At 48.9% G+C, this 16,710-nt stretch carries 12 protein-coding genes and 4 pseudogenes; 7 read left to right on the top strand and 9 right to left on the bottom strand.

Going from position 1 to position 16,710, the window contains the following annotated elements; all coding sequences use genetic code 11:
• Window positions 1-646 precede the first annotated feature (646 nt).
• Together ACZRMH_RS24895 and ACZRMH_RS24890 are read right to left on the bottom strand one after the other, a co-directional pair.
• Window positions 647-1,069: a DUF6691 family protein gene (locus tag ACZRMH_RS24895; RefSeq protein ID WP_037031739.1), complete on the bottom strand. Its 423-nt coding sequence runs from the start codon at window positions 1,067-1,069 to the stop codon at window positions 647-649.
• A 2-nt stretch (window positions 1,070-1,071) separates the two neighbouring features.
• Window positions 1,072-1,506: a YeeE/YedE family protein gene (locus ACZRMH_RS24890; protein ID WP_019822702.1), complete on the bottom strand. Its 435-nt coding sequence runs from the start codon at window positions 1,504-1,506 to the stop codon at window positions 1,072-1,074.
• A 471-nt stretch (window positions 1,507-1,977) separates the two neighbouring features.
• Here ACZRMH_RS24890 and ACZRMH_RS24885 point away from each other — a divergent pair, with 471 nt between their 5' ends.
• Both ACZRMH_RS24885 and ACZRMH_RS24880 read left to right on the top strand, forming a co-directional pair.
• Window positions 1,978-3,852, top strand: coding sequence for a DUF294 nucleotidyltransferase-like domain-containing protein (locus tag ACZRMH_RS24885; RefSeq protein ID WP_037031797.1), 1,875 nt, complete (start codon window positions 1,978-1,980; stop codon window positions 3,850-3,852).
• Between the two features lie 2 nt (window positions 3,853-3,854).
• Window positions 3,855-4,577 (top strand): 3'-5' exonuclease, encoded by a 723-nt coding sequence (locus tag ACZRMH_RS24880; RefSeq protein ID WP_464015701.1) that lies wholly within the window; start codon window positions 3,855-3,857, stop codon window positions 4,575-4,577.
• 90 nt (window positions 4,578-4,667) lie between these two features.
• On the opposite strand, the gene ACZRMH_RS24875 is transcribed toward ACZRMH_RS24880, so the two are convergent.
• Together ACZRMH_RS24875 and ACZRMH_RS24870 are read right to left on the bottom strand one after the other, a co-directional pair.
• On the bottom strand, window positions 4,668-6,332 hold the full coding sequence (locus tag ACZRMH_RS24875; protein ID WP_401369044.1) for a BCCT family transporter: 1,665 nt from the start codon (window positions 6,330-6,332) through the stop codon (window positions 4,668-4,670).
• 477 nt (window positions 6,333-6,809) lie between these two features.
• The gene (locus tag ACZRMH_RS24870) at window positions 6,810-8,903 is read right to left on the bottom strand and encodes a heavy metal translocating P-type ATPase (RefSeq protein WP_463959760.1); all 2,094 of its coding nucleotides are present in this window, start codon (window positions 8,901-8,903) and stop codon (window positions 6,810-6,812) included.
• Here ACZRMH_RS24870 and ACZRMH_RS24865 point away from each other — a divergent pair.
• Together ACZRMH_RS24865 and ACZRMH_RS24860 are read left to right on the top strand one after the other, a co-directional pair.
• Window positions 8,845-9,369, top strand: coding sequence for a hypothetical protein (locus ACZRMH_RS24865; RefSeq protein ID WP_464015702.1), 525 nt, complete (start codon window positions 8,845-8,847; stop codon window positions 9,367-9,369). The two genes, ACZRMH_RS24870 and ACZRMH_RS24865, sit on opposite strands and share 59 nt — an antisense overlap.
• 323 nt (window positions 9,370-9,692) lie before the next feature.
• A complete protein-coding gene (locus tag ACZRMH_RS24860) occupies window positions 9,693-10,133 on the top strand; it encodes a MerR family transcriptional regulator (protein ID WP_401369041.1) in 441 nt (146 codons plus the stop codon).
• Here ACZRMH_RS24860 and ACZRMH_RS24855 read toward each other — a convergent pair.
• From ACZRMH_RS24855 to ACZRMH_RS24845, 3 pseudogenes are all read right to left on the bottom strand, one after another.
• Window positions 10,130-10,389 (bottom strand): annotated as a pseudogene (locus ACZRMH_RS24855) (transposase domain-containing protein); the annotation flags it as partial. The gene ACZRMH_RS24860 and the pseudogene ACZRMH_RS24855 overlap by 4 nt on opposite strands.
• 69 nt (window positions 10,390-10,458) lie before the next feature.
• A pseudogene (gene tnpB, locus ACZRMH_RS24850) lies at window positions 10,459-10,581 on the bottom strand (IS66 family insertion sequence element accessory protein TnpB); the annotation flags it as partial.
• A 175-nt stretch (window positions 10,582-10,756) separates the two neighbouring features.
• Window positions 10,757-11,326 (bottom strand): annotated as a pseudogene (locus tag ACZRMH_RS24845) (transposase); the annotation flags it as partial.
• Between the two features lie 286 nt (window positions 11,327-11,612).
• Between ACZRMH_RS24845 and ACZRMH_RS24840 the strand changes: the two are divergent.
• The 3 genes and pseudogenes from ACZRMH_RS24840 to ACZRMH_RS24830 all read left to right on the top strand — a co-directional run.
• Complete coding sequence (locus ACZRMH_RS24840; RefSeq protein WP_463959738.1) at window positions 11,613-12,224, top strand: TetR/AcrR family transcriptional regulator; 612 nt, start codon at window positions 11,613-11,615, stop codon at window positions 12,222-12,224.
• 21 nt (window positions 12,225-12,245) lie between these two features.
• Window positions 12,246-12,923, top strand: a complete 678-nt coding sequence (locus ACZRMH_RS24835) for a glutathione S-transferase family protein (RefSeq protein ID WP_464015700.1) — start codon at window positions 12,246-12,248, stop codon at window positions 12,921-12,923.
• Window positions 12,924-12,935: 12 nt separating this feature from the next.
• Window positions 12,936-13,447, top strand: a pseudogene (locus tag ACZRMH_RS24830) (glutathione S-transferase family protein); the annotation flags it as partial.
• A gap of 607 nt (window positions 13,448-14,054) precedes the next feature.
• On the opposite strand, the gene ACZRMH_RS24825 reads toward ACZRMH_RS24830, so the two are convergent.
• Together ACZRMH_RS24825 and ACZRMH_RS24820 are read right to left on the bottom strand one after the other, a co-directional pair.
• Window positions 14,055-15,629: a sensor domain-containing diguanylate cyclase gene (locus tag ACZRMH_RS24825; protein WP_464015699.1), complete on the bottom strand. Its 1,575-nt coding sequence runs from the start codon at window positions 15,627-15,629 to the stop codon at window positions 14,055-14,057.
• A gap of 488 nt (window positions 15,630-16,117) precedes the next feature.
• Window positions 16,118-16,537 (bottom strand): DoxX family protein, encoded by a 420-nt coding sequence (locus tag ACZRMH_RS24820; protein ID WP_048350912.1) that lies wholly within the window; start codon window positions 16,535-16,537, stop codon window positions 16,118-16,120.
• Between the last annotated feature and the right edge of the window lie 173 nt (window positions 16,538-16,710).

Raw genomic sequence — 16,710 nt, 5'->3', positions numbered from 1 at the left:
ATGATCGCGCGCTCTTCAACGCTGAGTTCGGAATAGGACATAGGGGCAGCACCGTACCGGAAAGGTCAGGTGTTGCACTCAGTTTTCGCGGCCGCCCTGGTTCAAAATCTAAAGACAGCACCTCCAAAACATGTTGATTCGATCACTCATTTTTTTTACTTGCCGATACTTCCTGGGTAGGTTCTCAGGGCGATCAGCCCATGGTCGCCGACGATTCGTCTAGCATGAGCTCGGTCAAGTTGGGCTCTATGGGCGCAATAAACCACGCCGCAGTTGTGGTCAGTCACAACCAGTTGTGGCGTTGACATCGCGTGGGACTGACAGCCCAGATCAGCAGCAAAGCGGTCACGAAGGCGTGCTTGTTTGGTTTTTCAATCGGTCAGCTTTGGCAGTCAGATTCTGCGCGAGGGTCGAGTTGGGTATTGGAATTTGCAGCATAGTCCGGATCGTTCAATCAAAAGCTAAACGCCATCAGCTAAAATTTTATTCGGTTCCAGGCCAGCAAGAATCGCTCAGCGAAAATGAAGACTTGTGAATCGCTCAGCTCGGACATCAAATATTCATTGGCCGGAAATACGTGTCATCGATCTGGTCAGCAGGTTTGAGAGTCTGACTGTGCTCCCAGTATCGTGTCCACGGTTTCAGCCTAATCGGGTCGTGCGCTACGTTCTAATAGGTTAAACAAGTACATTCCGGCCAACATGGCCAATACGAATATGATGATTTGGCCGTGCCCTGTAAGCAGAATTGTTAACGCTGGCCCAGGGCAGATCCCCGCAAGCCCCCAACCTATACCGAACAACAGGCTGCCGCCAATCAAGCGGGAATCCAACTCCCTTTTCATTGGAAACTGCATCGGGGCACCCAACAAGGATTGTTTGTTTTTGCGCGCCCAATTCAAGGGAATAATCGCCACCGCGATGGCCCCACCCATCACCAGTGCGAGTGATGGATCCCAGGCCCCGGCCAAATCAAGAAAAGCTAATACTTTGGCGGGATTCGCCATGCCTGCCAGGAGAAGACCAAGGCCGAAGATCAGTCCTGCAAAAAAGGCGGTCAACTTGATCATTTTCATGCTCCCACCACATGACGGATGACGTACACCGTTGCAAAGCCAGCAAACATAAAGCACATCGTTGCCGTGATGGATCGTGCTGAGAGTCGAGAGATCCCGCAAACGCCATGGCCGCTTGTACAACCAGATCCGTAACGAGTACCCACTCCGACAAGCAAGCCCGCAATGATCAGCGTCGGCCACCCTGCCTTAATCTCGATCTCTGGCATTACGGTAAACGCTCCCCACAACAACGGAGAAATTAGTAGACCAAGAAGAAATAACGCCTTCTCACTCCAACCCTCACTATCGAATCGCAGCACGCTTCCAAGCAGTCCACTGATGCCGGCGATGCGTCCATTCGCGAGAACAAACAAGCTAGCAGCCAGCCCTATCAAGGCGCCTCCAGCTAATGAAGTCCAAGGCGTGAAGTTGATCCAATCAATGCTCATTTTGCATCTCCTGCATATAAGTGGTGGTAAAAGACATGGATTTCAAAGGTGTCACCTGAGACTCTGAGCTCCCCCTAAAGGCGATCAAAGACCCTGTCAAGACCCGTATAGGATTTCAGCCCCTGAATCCGCCCCGGCTCTCCTAGAGATATCGAAGCCTCAAAAGGACACAAGATGAGGCAAGGTTCGATCAGTCCGCTTTTGGCTGGTTGCCGCATTTCAGGAGGGCCACCTCTAGGCGAATAGTGATTGCTGAACACCTCAGAAAGCCGGGGCGATTAATATTGATCCTCTAGGTATCGCAAAAATTACCGTACGCAGTTACTCAAAGTGGTTACAACGCATAACGTAAGTCAGCCACGAAGCTTGATCCTAGTCACCGGATGTGATGTGGTGCCGATACAGAAAGACTATTCCCATTCGCCAACTATGGCGCTCGCGACTTTTATTTTTCCAGCATCACGAGGTTTCATGCAGATTGAGTTACAGGAGATTAGCGACCACCTCTATCGTTTCGCTCCTTTTGATGCCCTGCCAAAGGAGTCGGTAGACGCCATCGCTCGGCGAATTGAAGTGAGTTATTTCAAAGCCGGCAGTGACATTCTTGAAGCCGGTGCGACCATTCAGGATCTGCATTATGTTCGTAGTGGTGCGGTGGAGATTTACCGGCGTAATGGTGAGCTCTATGACCGTCTCGTCGAAGGTGACCTATTCGGTCAGGCAGGTCTGTTACGTAGCAACAAGGTACGCTTTCCCGCCCGAGCGTTGGAAGATAGCCTGATCTATTACATCCCTGCCGACGTTTTCGCTGACCTTTGTGCGCAACATGATGCTTTCGCTGACTTCGTTGAAGCAGAGGGAAACTCGAGACTCAAAACTGCTGTTGAAGCTCAGGGGCGTGCTAGTGAGCTTATTCAGCTCAAATGTCGCGCCCTTATCTCACGTCCCTTGGTGTGGGTCACGTCAGATATCTCTGTCGGCGGCGCTGCAAAAATCATGACTGAGCAAAGTGTATCCTGCGTTCTAGTCATGTCTCCAGCAGGTTTAAAGACAGCTGAAATAGAAGGGATCGTCACAGATAGAGACCTTCGCACGCGATTTGTTGCAGTGGGCCTAAACGCTGACGAAACTCGTGCCAGCGACATTATGACAGTCGATCCGGTTGTAATTGGCTCCGATGATTCAGTGTTTGAAGCCATGCTTGTGATGTTGCGCCGCAATATTCATCACTTGCCGGTTGTGCACGATGGTAATCCAATTGGCCTTATAAACCTGTCGGATATCATCAGGTACGAATCGCATAGCAGTTTGTACTTGGTTAACAGAATCTCTAACCAGACCTCAGTTGAAGGTCTGAGATCACTTTTACGTGACCTGCGAGGAACCTATATCCGCATGGTGCGTGACGGGGCTACTGCGCACATGATCGGAAGCGCGATTTCAGGTATTGGCCGTGCCTTTACCCAGCGTTTGCTTGAGCTGGCCGAGAAAAAGTTAGGCCCGCCTCCAGTGCCTTACTGCTTTATGGTTTTGGGATCAATGGCGCGTGATGAGCAGTTGTTAGTGACTGACCAGGACAACGCGTTAGTACTCGACGACAGCTTCGATCCGATCCAACACGACTCTTACTTCCGAGCCCTGGCAACGTTTGTTAGCGATGGACTGGCCGCGTGCGGTTACAGCTACTGCAAGGGCGGGGTCATGGCGACCAACGAGCAGTGGCGACAGCCTTTGAAGGTATGGCGAAGTTACTTCGATCAGTGGATCGAAAAACCTAATCCAACTACGTTGCTTAATAGCTGTATTTTTTTCGATCTGGATGGGGTTTTTGGCAAGCTTGAGTTGGTACAAGAGCTTAAAGACCTGTGCGCTCGAAAAGCCAGTACACACCCTGTATTTCTAAGCGCAATGGCTCGTATTGCCCTTAATCGAACGCCGCCATTAGGATTCTTCCGTACTTTTGTCGTTGAGACTGACGGACAGCAAAAAAGGATCATCAACCTTAAAGGGCGTGGCACGGCACCGCTGACCGACCTTATCCGGATTCATGCGCTAGCATGTGGCAGTACCGCTCAGAACTCATTTGATCGCATGGATGCTATAGCCCGCAGTAAAGTCATTCCTCCAGAAGCATTAAAGCAACTTCGGTACGCACTAGAGTTCCTGTCGATGGTGCGTATTCGACACCAGGCGGACGCACTTGAACAGGGGGCATCACTCAATAACTACATTGAGCCCGAGCGCTTTTCTAGCAGTGAACGACATAACCTCAAAGAAGCGTTTCAGGTGTTGAGCAATGGCCAAAATTTCTTGCGATTCCGATATCCTTCAAAGGGCCGCTTTTAGCGATGAAAAACCTAAAAAAGCAGCCTAAAAATAGAGTGCTGGACTGGTCTGCCGAGCTCGAGAAATTGGCGAAGATTTCGGTTAATCCTCTATTACGAAAGTTCTATCAAGCTGGCGCGGTTTCAGCGCTGGCACCCATTGAGAGCGTTCAACTGCTGGCCATGGACGTAGAGACTACCGGCCTTGACTCACAGTCCCACAGCATCGTGAGTATTGGTGTTATGCCGTTCACGCTTAATCGTATTTGTTGCGGGAATTCACTCTACTGGGTGATAAAACCATCGTCCGAACTGAATGAAAAGTCAGTGACCTTTCATCACATAACCCATGCCGAAATTTTAGATGCCCCTGTGTTTGCGCAGGTGCTTGATCCTTTGCTTGAAGCCATGGCGGGCAGAGTGATTGTCGTCCATTACCGGAATATTGAGCGCGCCTTCTTGGATCAGGCAGTGCGTAGGTATTTAGGTGAAGGCCTTAAGTTTCCAGTCATCGATACGATGCAGTTAGAGGCACACTTCCATAGGCAAAAAATTAGCTGGTTCGGCCGACTAATTGGACGCAAGCAACAGTCCATACGGCTGGCAGACAGTCGCTCTAGGTTGAACCTGCCGGCTTATCACGCACATCATGCATTAACCGATGCTCTCGCGACTGCCGAGTTGTTGCAGGCGCAGATAGCAACTCACTACTCGCCACTCACACCTGTCGGTGAGTTATGGAATTGAACCAAGTTAATAGCTTCAAGGTGCAAGCAGATAGATATGTTACACCTTGAAGCTTGAGGTCAATCTTACCTATAGCCTAGCTCATACTGACTAGCGAGGCTCAGACATTAGTCCTTTCACTAGAGAGATACACCCTATCATTAGAACTATTGCGAAAGGCAACCCCGTGGAGACTGCCATTGCCTGCAGTGCCACCAGACCGCCCCCCAATAGCAGAGCAATCGCAATCACGCCTTCGATTACCGCCCAGAACACCCGTTGAGGAACAGGCGCGTCAACCTTGCCTCCAGCTGTGATGGTATCGATCACCAATGAGCCGGAGTCAGAGGAAGTAATAAAAAACACTATGACCAGAATAATACCTAGGAATGAGCTGATCTCCTTGAGGGGGAGCTCTCCCAGCATGGCGAACAACTTCAGCTCTAAGACCGCGTCCTTGACTCCCATAAGGCTTTGAGTGGTCACTTGGTCAATTGCCGTACCGCCAAACGTAGTCATCCATAATACAGAAACTACTGAAGGCACAAGTAGAACAGAGATCAGAAACTCTCTGACAGTTCGCCCACGACTGACGCGAGCGATAAACATGCCTACAAATGGTGACCAACTGATCCACCAAGCCCAGTAGAAGGCAGTCCAGCCTTGAGTGAACTCGATATCAGTACGTCCAAATGGGTTTGAGAGCGCAGGCAAATATTCAACATAAGTCACCAGATTTTTAAAGAATCCGGTAAAAATAGCCAGGGTCGGCCCCACAATAATGACGAACACCAACAAGAGCAATGCAAGTCCCATATTGATCTGGGAAAGCATTTTGACGCCCTTATCCAAGCCGGCAAGGACTGACCAAAGAGCGATTATGGTGATACCGACGATCAGTACAACCTTGCTCAGATTCGTCGATTGAATTCCGAAGAGATATTCAATCCCTGCAGCAGCCTGTTCTGCGCCAATCCCTAAAGAAGTTGCTAAACCAAATAGCGTGGCAAATACCGCTAGGATATCGATGATATGTCCCGGCCACCCCCAGACACGCTCACCCAATAGTGGATAAAAAATTGAGCGTATTGAAAGCGGCAAGCCTTTGTTGTAAGAAAACAACGCTAAAGACAACGCCACAATCGCGTATATAGCCCAAGGATGGAGTCCCCAGTGAAAGATCGTCGCCGCCATCGCCAAGTCAGCAGATGCCTTCATATCGCCTTCGGCACCGCCTAGCGGCGCCCAATCCGTGCGCAGGCCGCTCGCATCTACTGTCACACCACCCATAGAAGCAGCGTAATGCGACATGGGTTCCGCGACCCCATAAAACATTAGTCCAATGCCCATCCCCGCAGCAAAAAGCATTGAAAACCAACCGACGTAACTATGGTCTGGTTTGGCATCTCTACCGCCCAAGCGAACCTTGCCCAGCGGAGAGAAAATAAGTGCAATGCATAGCAACACAAAAACGTTCGCAATGCTCATGAAGAGCCAGGCTAGATGGCTGGTTAGCCAGTTTCGAATGGAGCTAAAGAGAGGTTCTACTTCATTCTGCAATGCCAGTGTTAAAATCACGAATAGTAAAATGGTGGCTGCTGAAATGATGAAAACTTTACCGTGGATATCGAGTGAGAACGAAAACTCCCCCTTGATATTATCTTGACCGATGACATAGTCAGTATCGATAAGATTAGCCGCTCCACTAGGAGCAGGAATACCTTCACTGGGTAGAGAAGGTGTGTTTTGACTATCATCCGTAGGCTTTCCAACCATAAGAATCCCCTTGTGAGTTTCACGTCATTAAACGTGTAATTGTCATTATCCCCGCTGTTCCTATGGTAAAACGAGATTTTAGCCCAGCTATCCTAGCAAGCTTTGGGCACAAAATTCCTAAAACCTCAGATCCTTCTATTCTTATCTGAGACTTCTTTAGCGTAGCCTTGGCAGGCTTACAAAGCGATCAATCCCTGATCGCCGTCGTCAGTGACTCCGATAACTCGTTGAGTATGCGCGGGGTTGAGTTGGGTTCTACCAGCACCATAAACCACGCCACCGGAGCTGGTAGTGGCTGGAACTGAGTCACAACCAGTTGCTGCGGTGGCGTCTAGTTGAGCTGACAGCCACAGATCAGCATTAGCAATCGATCACGCAGGGTAAGCGTCTGCCAAAGTCACCTTGTACGACTCAGGACGGTATAAGCAGTCCTTCAGAACGCCGTTCGCGACGCCTCCTTCATACCTACATTGCGATCTACTTCTTCAGCAATCGAAGCCCATTGAGCACTACAAGCAAACTCACTCCAACATCTGCAAACACAGCCATCCACATGGTGGCCAGACCCATCAGGGTGAACACGATGAAAATGGCCTTGATGCCTAAGGCGAAGAAAATGTTTTGCTTCAAAATCGCAGCAGTCTGGCGCGATAGTCGAATGAAGGCCGGAATCTTGCGCAGATCATCATCCATTAACGCAACGTCAGCCGTTTCAATAGCTGTTCCCGTACCCGCTGCGGCCATGGCGAATCCAACCTGAGATTTGGCCAACGCAGGCGCATCGTTTATCCCATCACCGACCATCCCCACCACGTGCTTCCGACTCTGCAACTCACCAATAGCAGAGAGCTTGTCAGCGGGCAGCAAGTTTCCCAGCGCCTCATCTATCCCAACTCGTTTGGCGATCGCATCAGCGGTGTGTGAGTTGTCGCCCGTCAGCATCATGGTTTTGATGCCCAGCGCGTGTAGCTCCTTGATCGCAGTCTGGCTTGAGTCCTTTACCGTGTCGGCCACTGCAAACAACGCAAAAACCTGACTGGCGCTGGTCAAGGCCACCACTGTTTTTCCTTGGCGCTCCAGGCTAGTCAGTGACTCGGCCAACTGCGAAGTACCGAGCCCCAACTCCTGGATCAGTCGGTGATTGCACAGGTAGAAGAGCTGGCCTTCAATCATCCCCTTTACCCCGCGACCGGGAAGGGCCTCAAAACTCTCCACTTGCAGGAACGTAGATACGTCCAAGCCATCGTACTTGGCAATTGCCTGTGATACCGGGTGATCCGAGCGAGCACCGAGGCTGGCGGCAACAATCTGAGGATGTATCTCTGAGGCTTCAGCCACCAGTATGTAATCTGTCTGAGCAGGTTTCCCATGAGTAATGGTGCCGGTTTTATCGAGCGCGACGAAACTCAGCCGCGCGCCTATCTCCAGATAGACGCCGCCCTTGACCAAAATACCTTTGCGGGCTGCTGCAGCCAGCCCGCTGACGATGGACACTGGCGTGGAAATAACCAGTGCACAGGGACAAGCAACTACAAGTAGAACCAAGGCCCGATAGATCCAGTCAGTCCACAAACCGCCCATAAACAATGGCGGGAATACCGCAATTGCGACGGCGAAAAAGAACACCCCTGGCGTATAAATCTTGGCGAACTTATCAACGAACCGCTGGGTAGGAGCTCGCGAACTTTGAGCTTCTTCAACCGCGTGAATGATACGGGCAAGCGTCGTATTGTTGGCCTCAGCTGTCACTCGATACTCGAAGGAGCCGGATTCATTAATGGAGCCGGCATAGACGGGATCATCGATATCTTTATCGATGGGCAGGCTCTCGCCCGTGATGGGGGCTTGGTTAACGGTCGAACTACCGGAAAAGAGATTCCCGTCCAGTCCAATGCGTTCACCGGGGCGTACACGAACCAAGCCCCCAATCTGGACAGTCTTCACATCGACCTCCAGCCAACTGCCGTCGGACTGACGCACGGTCGCTCGCTCCGGGGTCAAGTCCATCAGCCCCTTGATGGCATTGCGTGCACGATCCAGCGATTTCGCTTCGACCATTTCTGCAACGGTAAAGAGAAACATGACCATAGCAGCTTCCGGCCACTGTCCGATCAGCACCGCACCGGTAACCGCGATGCTCATCAGCGCGTTGATATTCAGGTTCAGGTGTTTGATCGAGATCAAACCCTTTTTGTAGGTCGTAGGCCCGCACAATGCGATGGCGAACAAGGCTATGACCGCTACCACCCATTCAGGCGCGGAGTTAGTGAAGTGCAGAACTTCCGAACCCACGGCAGCGACACCGGACAGCGCTAATGGCCACCAAGTGCTTTTGTGTAATTCCGGCTGGGGAGGAACTACTGGCGTATCTGCGCTGGTTGAATTGCCATTAGCAGTCAAAGGCTCGGCGTGCATGCCCAGCGATAGCACTGCTGCCTCTATACCCAAGGTGTCTGGTAGCCCGTGCCAGACTGCCATCGTGCGGTTCATCATGTTGAACTCGAGCTTTTGAATGCCGCTCATCTTCGCGAGCTTACCCTCAATCATGGTCTGCTCGGAAGGACAGCACATCTGCCCAATCCTAAAACTGCTGAAACTAGTCCTTTCGCCTGTATTAGTGGGAGAGACGTTATCGATGCCAGCTTTGGAGGTATCCGCAGCAGATGGTGGACAGCAGGCATGGGTAATGAGGTCGTTATCAACCGCAGCAGCAGGCTTGCTCGGTTCGGCAAGACTGTACAAGACAGATGGCGGTGCTAGGACGGTGCAGCTCGATTTATTGGTTTCGGAGCCGGGGGAGCAGCACCCCACACCCTCTACTGTAGAAGGCGCAGAACTGACGTCCAGAGTTTTCGCGGAGCAGCAATTGCTGTTGGACTGGGCTGTATTTGTATTGCACGTCGTCGCGGCAGATGCACTGCAACTGATCGGTACTGCTTGTTCAAATACCTCAACGGCTGCGTCACTTTTCGATGCTTGCTCATCACCACAACAGCTTTTCATAAGAGCACTCTCCACAATTAATGGTGAAGAGTAAACACCCTATAGCTACTATAAGGTAAAGCGAATTGTCGGGCTCGGTGAGCCTTTTTTCATTCTGCCCGCGTCGTGATTAACGCGTATGGTTAATTTCACTGCAATTCAGATTATAGAACGGTTGCGCGCCGAAGCTGGTTAAGGGTTTACCCCATGACTTCACCAACGAATAGCATCGCGATTGTTGATACCAGAGCAAGCAACCAGCCACAGAGCAAAAGAACCCAAGATCCGGATTGATACTGCTTTAATGAGGCCTCCACAGGATTCAGCTCGCTTTCTATTGAACGCGCGCAGATTTGCTTATCGCCAAAGGCGCGTAATATGAAGATTCTAGAAACTTTAAGGTCAATCGAAATGATTTCGACTAGATATACAGTCGGTGCCTTGGCGAAGGCGACCGATACCAAAGCGGTAACAATCCGCTATTACGAACAGGTCGGCCTCCTGCTCCCCGCAGGGCGTTCAGTATCGGGCTATCGCTTTTACACAGATGAGGAGCGCGACCGTCTACTCTTCATACGCCGAAGCCGGGCACTTGGCTTCAGCCTTGACGATATTCGAGAGTTACTGAGTTTTGCTAATAAACGCGACGCTTCCTGCGCCAGGGTGGACGCAAAAGTCGAAGGGCAGTTAGACCAAGTCCGAATGCGCATCCAAGACCTGCTAGGTTTGGAGGCTGAGTTGGAGCGTTTGATTGCTTGTTGCAAGGGCGGCGTGATCGAGCAGTGCCGCATTATCGAGTCGATGTCCAATCGTTGTTAGGGGGGATCTACCCACTGAAGCGGAAGCAGTTGGCCAGTCTCACTCGCTGAGTCGAGATAGAAGTCAGCACGTCCTTCAGATAAGCATACGGATCATGCCTGTTAAAACGTGCCGTCTGGATCAAACTCATGACCGCAGTCGCTCGTTGCTCACTACGGAAAGTAGCCGGCAAACAGCCAGCTCGAATGTCCAACGCCCAACGTCGGAACTGATTTTCGGCTGCAATATTATCGATAAGCAAAGCGCCATCTTCGAGGCGCGCGTACGAAAGTCTGAAGCTGCTCGGTATCCAGTTCCAGCTCGCTATCTTGTGAGTTCCTGGCCAATTAAATTTGCCTTGATTCAACCTCCGTGCCACTGACCAAATACCAATCCCGTCGTGAACCAGCACTCTCATTCGGTTGGCCCAGCGATTGGTACATAGATAAGCACAGTGCGGATTCGCCACGCCGAATACTTATATCAATCTAGCCAAAGCGGTCTAAGTGCCGGCTTGCATATCCATGGGCTCTGCAGCGAGCCAAATGGAGTCGATTCGGATTATTAGGTAAGTTCACGGATAAAACGGTCATACCTGACATGCTACGCTACAGGCATTCTTGGACGATCTAGGTTTTAAAGGGCTTGAGATAGCCGAACTGACGGTTGTTCACGCGAAACGGATACTCAACTTTAGACCGTACCTGCGCTTTCGCGTATTCAGTCTCGCGCCGTATACGCCCAATCAAACTCTTTTTGACGTGCTTTTTATAGCTACTCGGGCGCGCCACAATTGATAAGTTCATCTTGCGATCCTGATGCTCAAGACGCTTGTCAACTCCAGTGTAACCGGCATCGCCGAAGACATAGTTGTGGTCGCTATACAGCTACTGATCGACCTGAGTCACGTCCGCAGCATTGGCCGTCGAGCTCGCGAGGTTATGCACTAAATTCAACTCGGCATCGACGCCAATGTGCGCTCTCATCACAAAAAAATATTGGTTTCCTTTCTTCGTCTGATTCATTTCGGGATCACGCTTTCCGTCCTTGTTCTTGGTCGAACTCGGTGCATGAATAATCATCGTATCAACCACCATGTCTTACAAGCCACGATCAGCCAGATAACCATTGATTACCTGAAGAATCCCGCCTGCAAACTCATGTTTTTCCAGCAGGCCCCGAAAGTTAAAATCGTCGTTTAATCGGGAAACCGATCCAGGCCCTTCTAGGACATCACCTGTTCCATCTCGATCAGAAAGAGCTCGCGGCGGTCTGCTTACGCTGCCGACATGCTCGGCATCGGCGAAGGACATTTGTTTCGTCGGCGCTCAAACGTTCGGTTCGTGTCAGGCGAGTATCTCACCAAATCGGGAAGTCTTTTTCAGAGTTTGGCTTAGAGCGAAAGTATTGAAAAATACGATAAGCTGAAAAATCATACTGTGTCGGTCGATACAAAACTTGTGCTATTGTCACTGAAACGACACAGAGCATTTTCAGTCAATGGCCCGTCCTCGTACATTTAATGAAGCAACGGTTCTGAGCTCCGTCGTCGAGGCATTCTGGGCGCAGGGGTACGAGGGCACTACAACTCGAGACCTCGTCAGGTGCACTGGTCTCAATCAACCAAGCCTTTACAATGCCTTTGGCGACAAACGCACTCTTTATCGTCGTTCCCTAGAGCACTATTTAGAATGTAGTGTGCGCGAACGGATTCGGCGCCTTGAGGGACTCCCTCAGGCAGGGATAGCCATAACCAAGTTTTTTGTTGAACTCGTAGATCGAATACTGAACGACCCCCTTCATCGTGGGTGCCTACTGGTAAATTCAGTCCTCGAGGTGAGAGCAGAGGACGCAGACTTGCGTCAGGCAGTGGTAAATGAACTCGAGACAATACGTATTTTTTTTGAAGGCCGACTGGCTGCATTCAGCACGCAGCGGGACATTCCTGAAGGGATCGATTCACAGGTCGGCGCCAACCACCTCCTCAGCGTATTGCTTGGAGTGCGAGTTTTGGCGAGGATCAACCCAGACCCTAGGTGTATTACAGACGCTATTGGTATTGCACTTAACAGTCTTGGGCTCCCTCCCCTAGCATTTTGCGACATTAACTGACCGTCAGTACATGGACTCCAAATGATCAAGCTCTACTATCACCCATCACCCAACCCCGCGAAAGTTGCGCTTTTCTTGGAGGAAGCGGGTCTTGCATACGAACTCATTCCTGTGGACACACGCAAAGGAGATCAGCACGATCCTGCGTTTCTCAACATCAACCCAAACGCCAAGACTCCGGCTTTGGTTGACGGCGAAACCGTAGTCTTTGACAGCAACGCCATACTTCTTTATCTAGCCGAAAAAAGCGGAAAGTACCTGCCCGCTGACAACCTGAATGCTCGTGGCGAAATGTATTCCTGGCTCATGTTCGTTGCAACGGGTATTGGCCCGTACTCTGGTCAAGCAGTGCATTTCAAACACTTCGCTCCCGCCCCCAAAGATTACGCCGTTGCCCGTTACAACTTTGAAGCCTGGCGTCACTGGACAATCATCAACGACCGTCTGGCAAAAATGCCTTACATGTTAGGTAATGAGTACACGTTGGTTGATATGGCAGTCTGGGGCTGGGCGCGTGCAGTACCTTTCATCCTAGGTAACGAAGCTTGGGAGAACCTACCAAACGTGAAGCGCCTTCTTGATGAAATCAACGAGCGACCGGCAGCCCAGCGGGCTGAAGCACTGAAGAACAAACACTGCTACAAAAGCGAAATGGATGCTGAAGCTCGTAAAGCAATGTTTCCTCAAATTACTCAGTAGAGGTGCGAGTTCATGATCGACCTGCATTACTGGACTACCCTTAACGGGCACAAAATTTCTATGTTCCTTGAAGAGTCGGGCCTGCCTTATCGCATCGTGCCGGTGAACATTGGAAAAGGTGAGCAGTTCACGGCTTCATTTTTTAAGCATTGCTCCCAATAATCGTATTCCAGCCATTGTCGATCATGAACCACTGGGTGGAGGTCAGCCATTATCTATCTTCGAGTCGGGCGCCACTTTATTATACTTAGCAGATAAGATTCATCAGTTCATACCTAATGATCTACGTGACCGCAACGAAACCTTGCAGTGGCTTTTCTGGCAGATGGGCGGACTGGGGCAGATGGCAGGGCAGAATCATCACTTCGTCCAATACGCTCCTGAATCAAGCCCTTATGCACAATAACGATAAATTAAAGGAACGGCTCGTTTGTATAGCGTGTTAAATAAGCGGCTAGCTGATGGCCGTGACTACATCGCGGGCGATTACAGCATTGCCGACATGGCATGCTACCCATGGATTTTTCCTTACGTCAGACAGAATCAAAACATCTCCGACTTTCGACATTGGCTAGCTGCTTTGAAAGAGTTAATAATCGAACCGCAACGAAGCGTGCTTACGCGCTTGCAGATCAAATTAATACCGCACCGGTAGTAGACGATGAGAGCCGAAAGCTGTTGTTCAACCAAGATGCGAGCACGACCCAATTAGCAATCCACACTAAATGGGATACATACATTTTATTGCATGGCAAGCTCAATCCGACGTAAGCACCAAGCAAAGTACCAATCGATGGAGCACTCTAATAATTTTGTGCTACGACCTTACTCTAAAATACTGTTATCAGGGCCTGGCTTTACATCTAATCCAGCTAAAGACTATGCCTCCCCAACCATGCATCCATCTTCCAGAAATCAAGCTGTAGTTAGGTCACTTAACAAATCTACTGAGTAGGAGGAGTTACTGCTGCTAACAAAGGCTGCTTATAGCATCTTATCACGATGCTTGTTTTTAGGCTCAGGAGCTCCTCAAAAACCAGGAGCCACTCATCATCTAAAACTATTTAGACAAGCAACATAAATGACTTCTCTAGAATTCTTACATCTTATTTTTAGGGGTAGATTACGCCTCTAAGCAGCTTCCACTCGATTCCTTCCGTTTTTCTTTGCTTTATAAAGCATTTCATCTGCAACCTTCAATACTCCCACAACGTCTCCAGCATCACGACTCCAGCATGCGACACCTAGAGAGATAGTTATATGATCTACTAAATCAAACTTCATCTCTTCAACTTCACCTCTAAGGCGATTAGCAAAGTCTTCAGCAGACTTCGAACTCAAGCCTGGCAACAATATCAAGAACTCCTCACCTCCAACTCTACATATAACATCATCATCACGCGAAAGAGCTTTCATTATTTTCGCCAGATGCGATAAAACTTTATCTCCTGCATCGTGCCCGTATGTATCATTAACAGACTTGAAATGGTCTATATCCAAAGACACTATGGCGAAATTTTCACTTTCTGCCTGCATGATATCTAATGCCATGTCTAGTCCGCGCCTATTATGAAGACCGGTCAAAGGGTCACTTTTGACATCTAAAAGTAATTTATTAATTTTAAAATGTACACGCTTGAAGCTAGAAAGAAGCGCCCGCTTTATCTCATTGGATTCAAAATACCAAGAGCGAATTTTCTGGATGCGCTCAGCAGCAGCAGGTCGATCCATGTGCTGAGCACTGTCGGCTAGCTCCTGTAAGGGTAAAGTGATCTTCTTCGTGACCCACCAAATCAACAATAGAATTAAAAAGGTTAAAGGTAGCGTATTAAGTAAAACCTTTATCATTAATCCGTTAAGTGGTGCCAACGTAGCTTGCGTTGGTCTTTGCGTTACAACTCCCCATTCGGCACTAGGTATTACGGCGTAACCAGCCAGCATATCGACATTTTTACTATTATAAAGGCGCATACTACCCACTTTACCATGGGTAACTGCATCAATAGCTGAGTTCTTAATGATTTTCGTGCCTACCCGTTCAGGATTTGGATGATACAAGAGCTGCCTGTCTTGATCTACAACATACAGGTAAGAGCCGTCGCGATAGTAGTGCTCACCAAGCAGATTATTGAGAATATTTTTTTGCTTTAAATAGATCGTGCCACCAACATAACCTAGATACTCTCCTTTCTCGTCGAGAATAGGATTCGAGATGAACACCAACAGATTCCCAGCTGCTGAAATATAAGGAGAACTGATCAGAGGCCTCCTTTTAATTAGAGCTTCTCTAGCTCCTAAGGACTCAATTGTTTTGCCAGAAATATTAATCGCATCAGGAGACGTTGCTAAAACCTTTCCATTTTTATCAACCACAACGACGGAGTTAAAACTATTCGTCTGCAAACGCAGTCGATCCACTTCAGCCTCTAACGCAGACTGTTTTTTTAAAATTCCGGCGAGATTCTTAGCACTATAAGCCAATTGTTGCTGCGAGGTTTTTAAAAAATACTCAACACTGTCAGCTAATTTTTGAGAGTAGACACGATTACTCTCAAGGGTATTATCAACTAATAATTGACGCTGAACTCCATAGCTTGCATAAAATGTATTTAATTGGAGCATCAGCGCACTGAGAAGAGCGAGCGACAAGATTAAGCGCCGTAAATTCACACGAAAGAAAATAGATAGGCCAGATTTGAAAGTCATTGAATAAGATCTACGCCGAGAGAAGTATTTTATACTAGATCATTTTTTTATTTCTGTATTTTTGTTTCACTCTACACACCCTAACTCTACACGACAAGCCTAGAATTGTGTAACCTGAAAGGTGGATTATAAATCCAAATTCAAATTCAAATTCAATCTAAAAAATACCTATTGACAGATCACCACAAGGCAAACCAAGGAACGCTAAAAATCAGATAATAGGTAGGGATAAATTGTAAATACGACTCTATTCGACTGGTAAGCTGAGGTGTCCACTAAGTGGACACCTCTCCCTAGAGTAAACGGTTAAGGAAAATTGTGCGTCCTGAGACACATCCAGACCTGTCTTTCGTACAAAACCCAGAATAACAATCAAGCACAGATTTTAAAGCGATGCACGCCCAGCACTTGAAATATTACAGAAAAACTGATCCTTACAAACAACCAATATGGCTAGCACCACAATTAACAACACCAGCAAGATTCATCTATAATATATTATCTAGATTCTCTTTTTTATCTAACGATAGATAATCCTCATCGCGAAATGCAACCAACAGCAAACTCCCTGCAAAGATGATAAGTGATGGGTAGAACAATGCATTGGATCCCTCAAAAATCCAACCCCATGGATCTATGACTGATTTCATCACGGCCAGAAGGGATGCGCCGTTGAATAGCACCTGTATGGGGTATACCCAACGGCGAGCAAAACCCACAACGATCAGTAATCCAACAAGTATTTGAACGACTCCACCTAATTGCAGGATGCTCTCGGTTCCTAAGCCTAAGTAATACTTGTTAGCCACAGCCACGCTGTGCTCTACATTAAAAACCTTATCGGCTCCCCAGATTACCAACAACCAGCCGAGTGAGACCCTCAGTAGCAACAGTGTCCAGCATTTCATTACAGAACCTCGATATTTGTATATAGAGTTGATTGTTTTTTAATCTAAATGACGACTGTCATATCTTCTTTATCTTGGGCGGCCGCGAAAACTGAGTGCAACACCTGACCTTTCCGGTACGGTGCTGCCCCTATGTCCTATTCCGAACTCAGCGTTGAAGAGCGCGCGATCAT

The sequence above is a fragment of the Pseudomonas sp. B414 genome (genome assembly GCF_055408445.1).
This window is presented reverse-complemented; position numbering and strand designations above follow the sequence as displayed.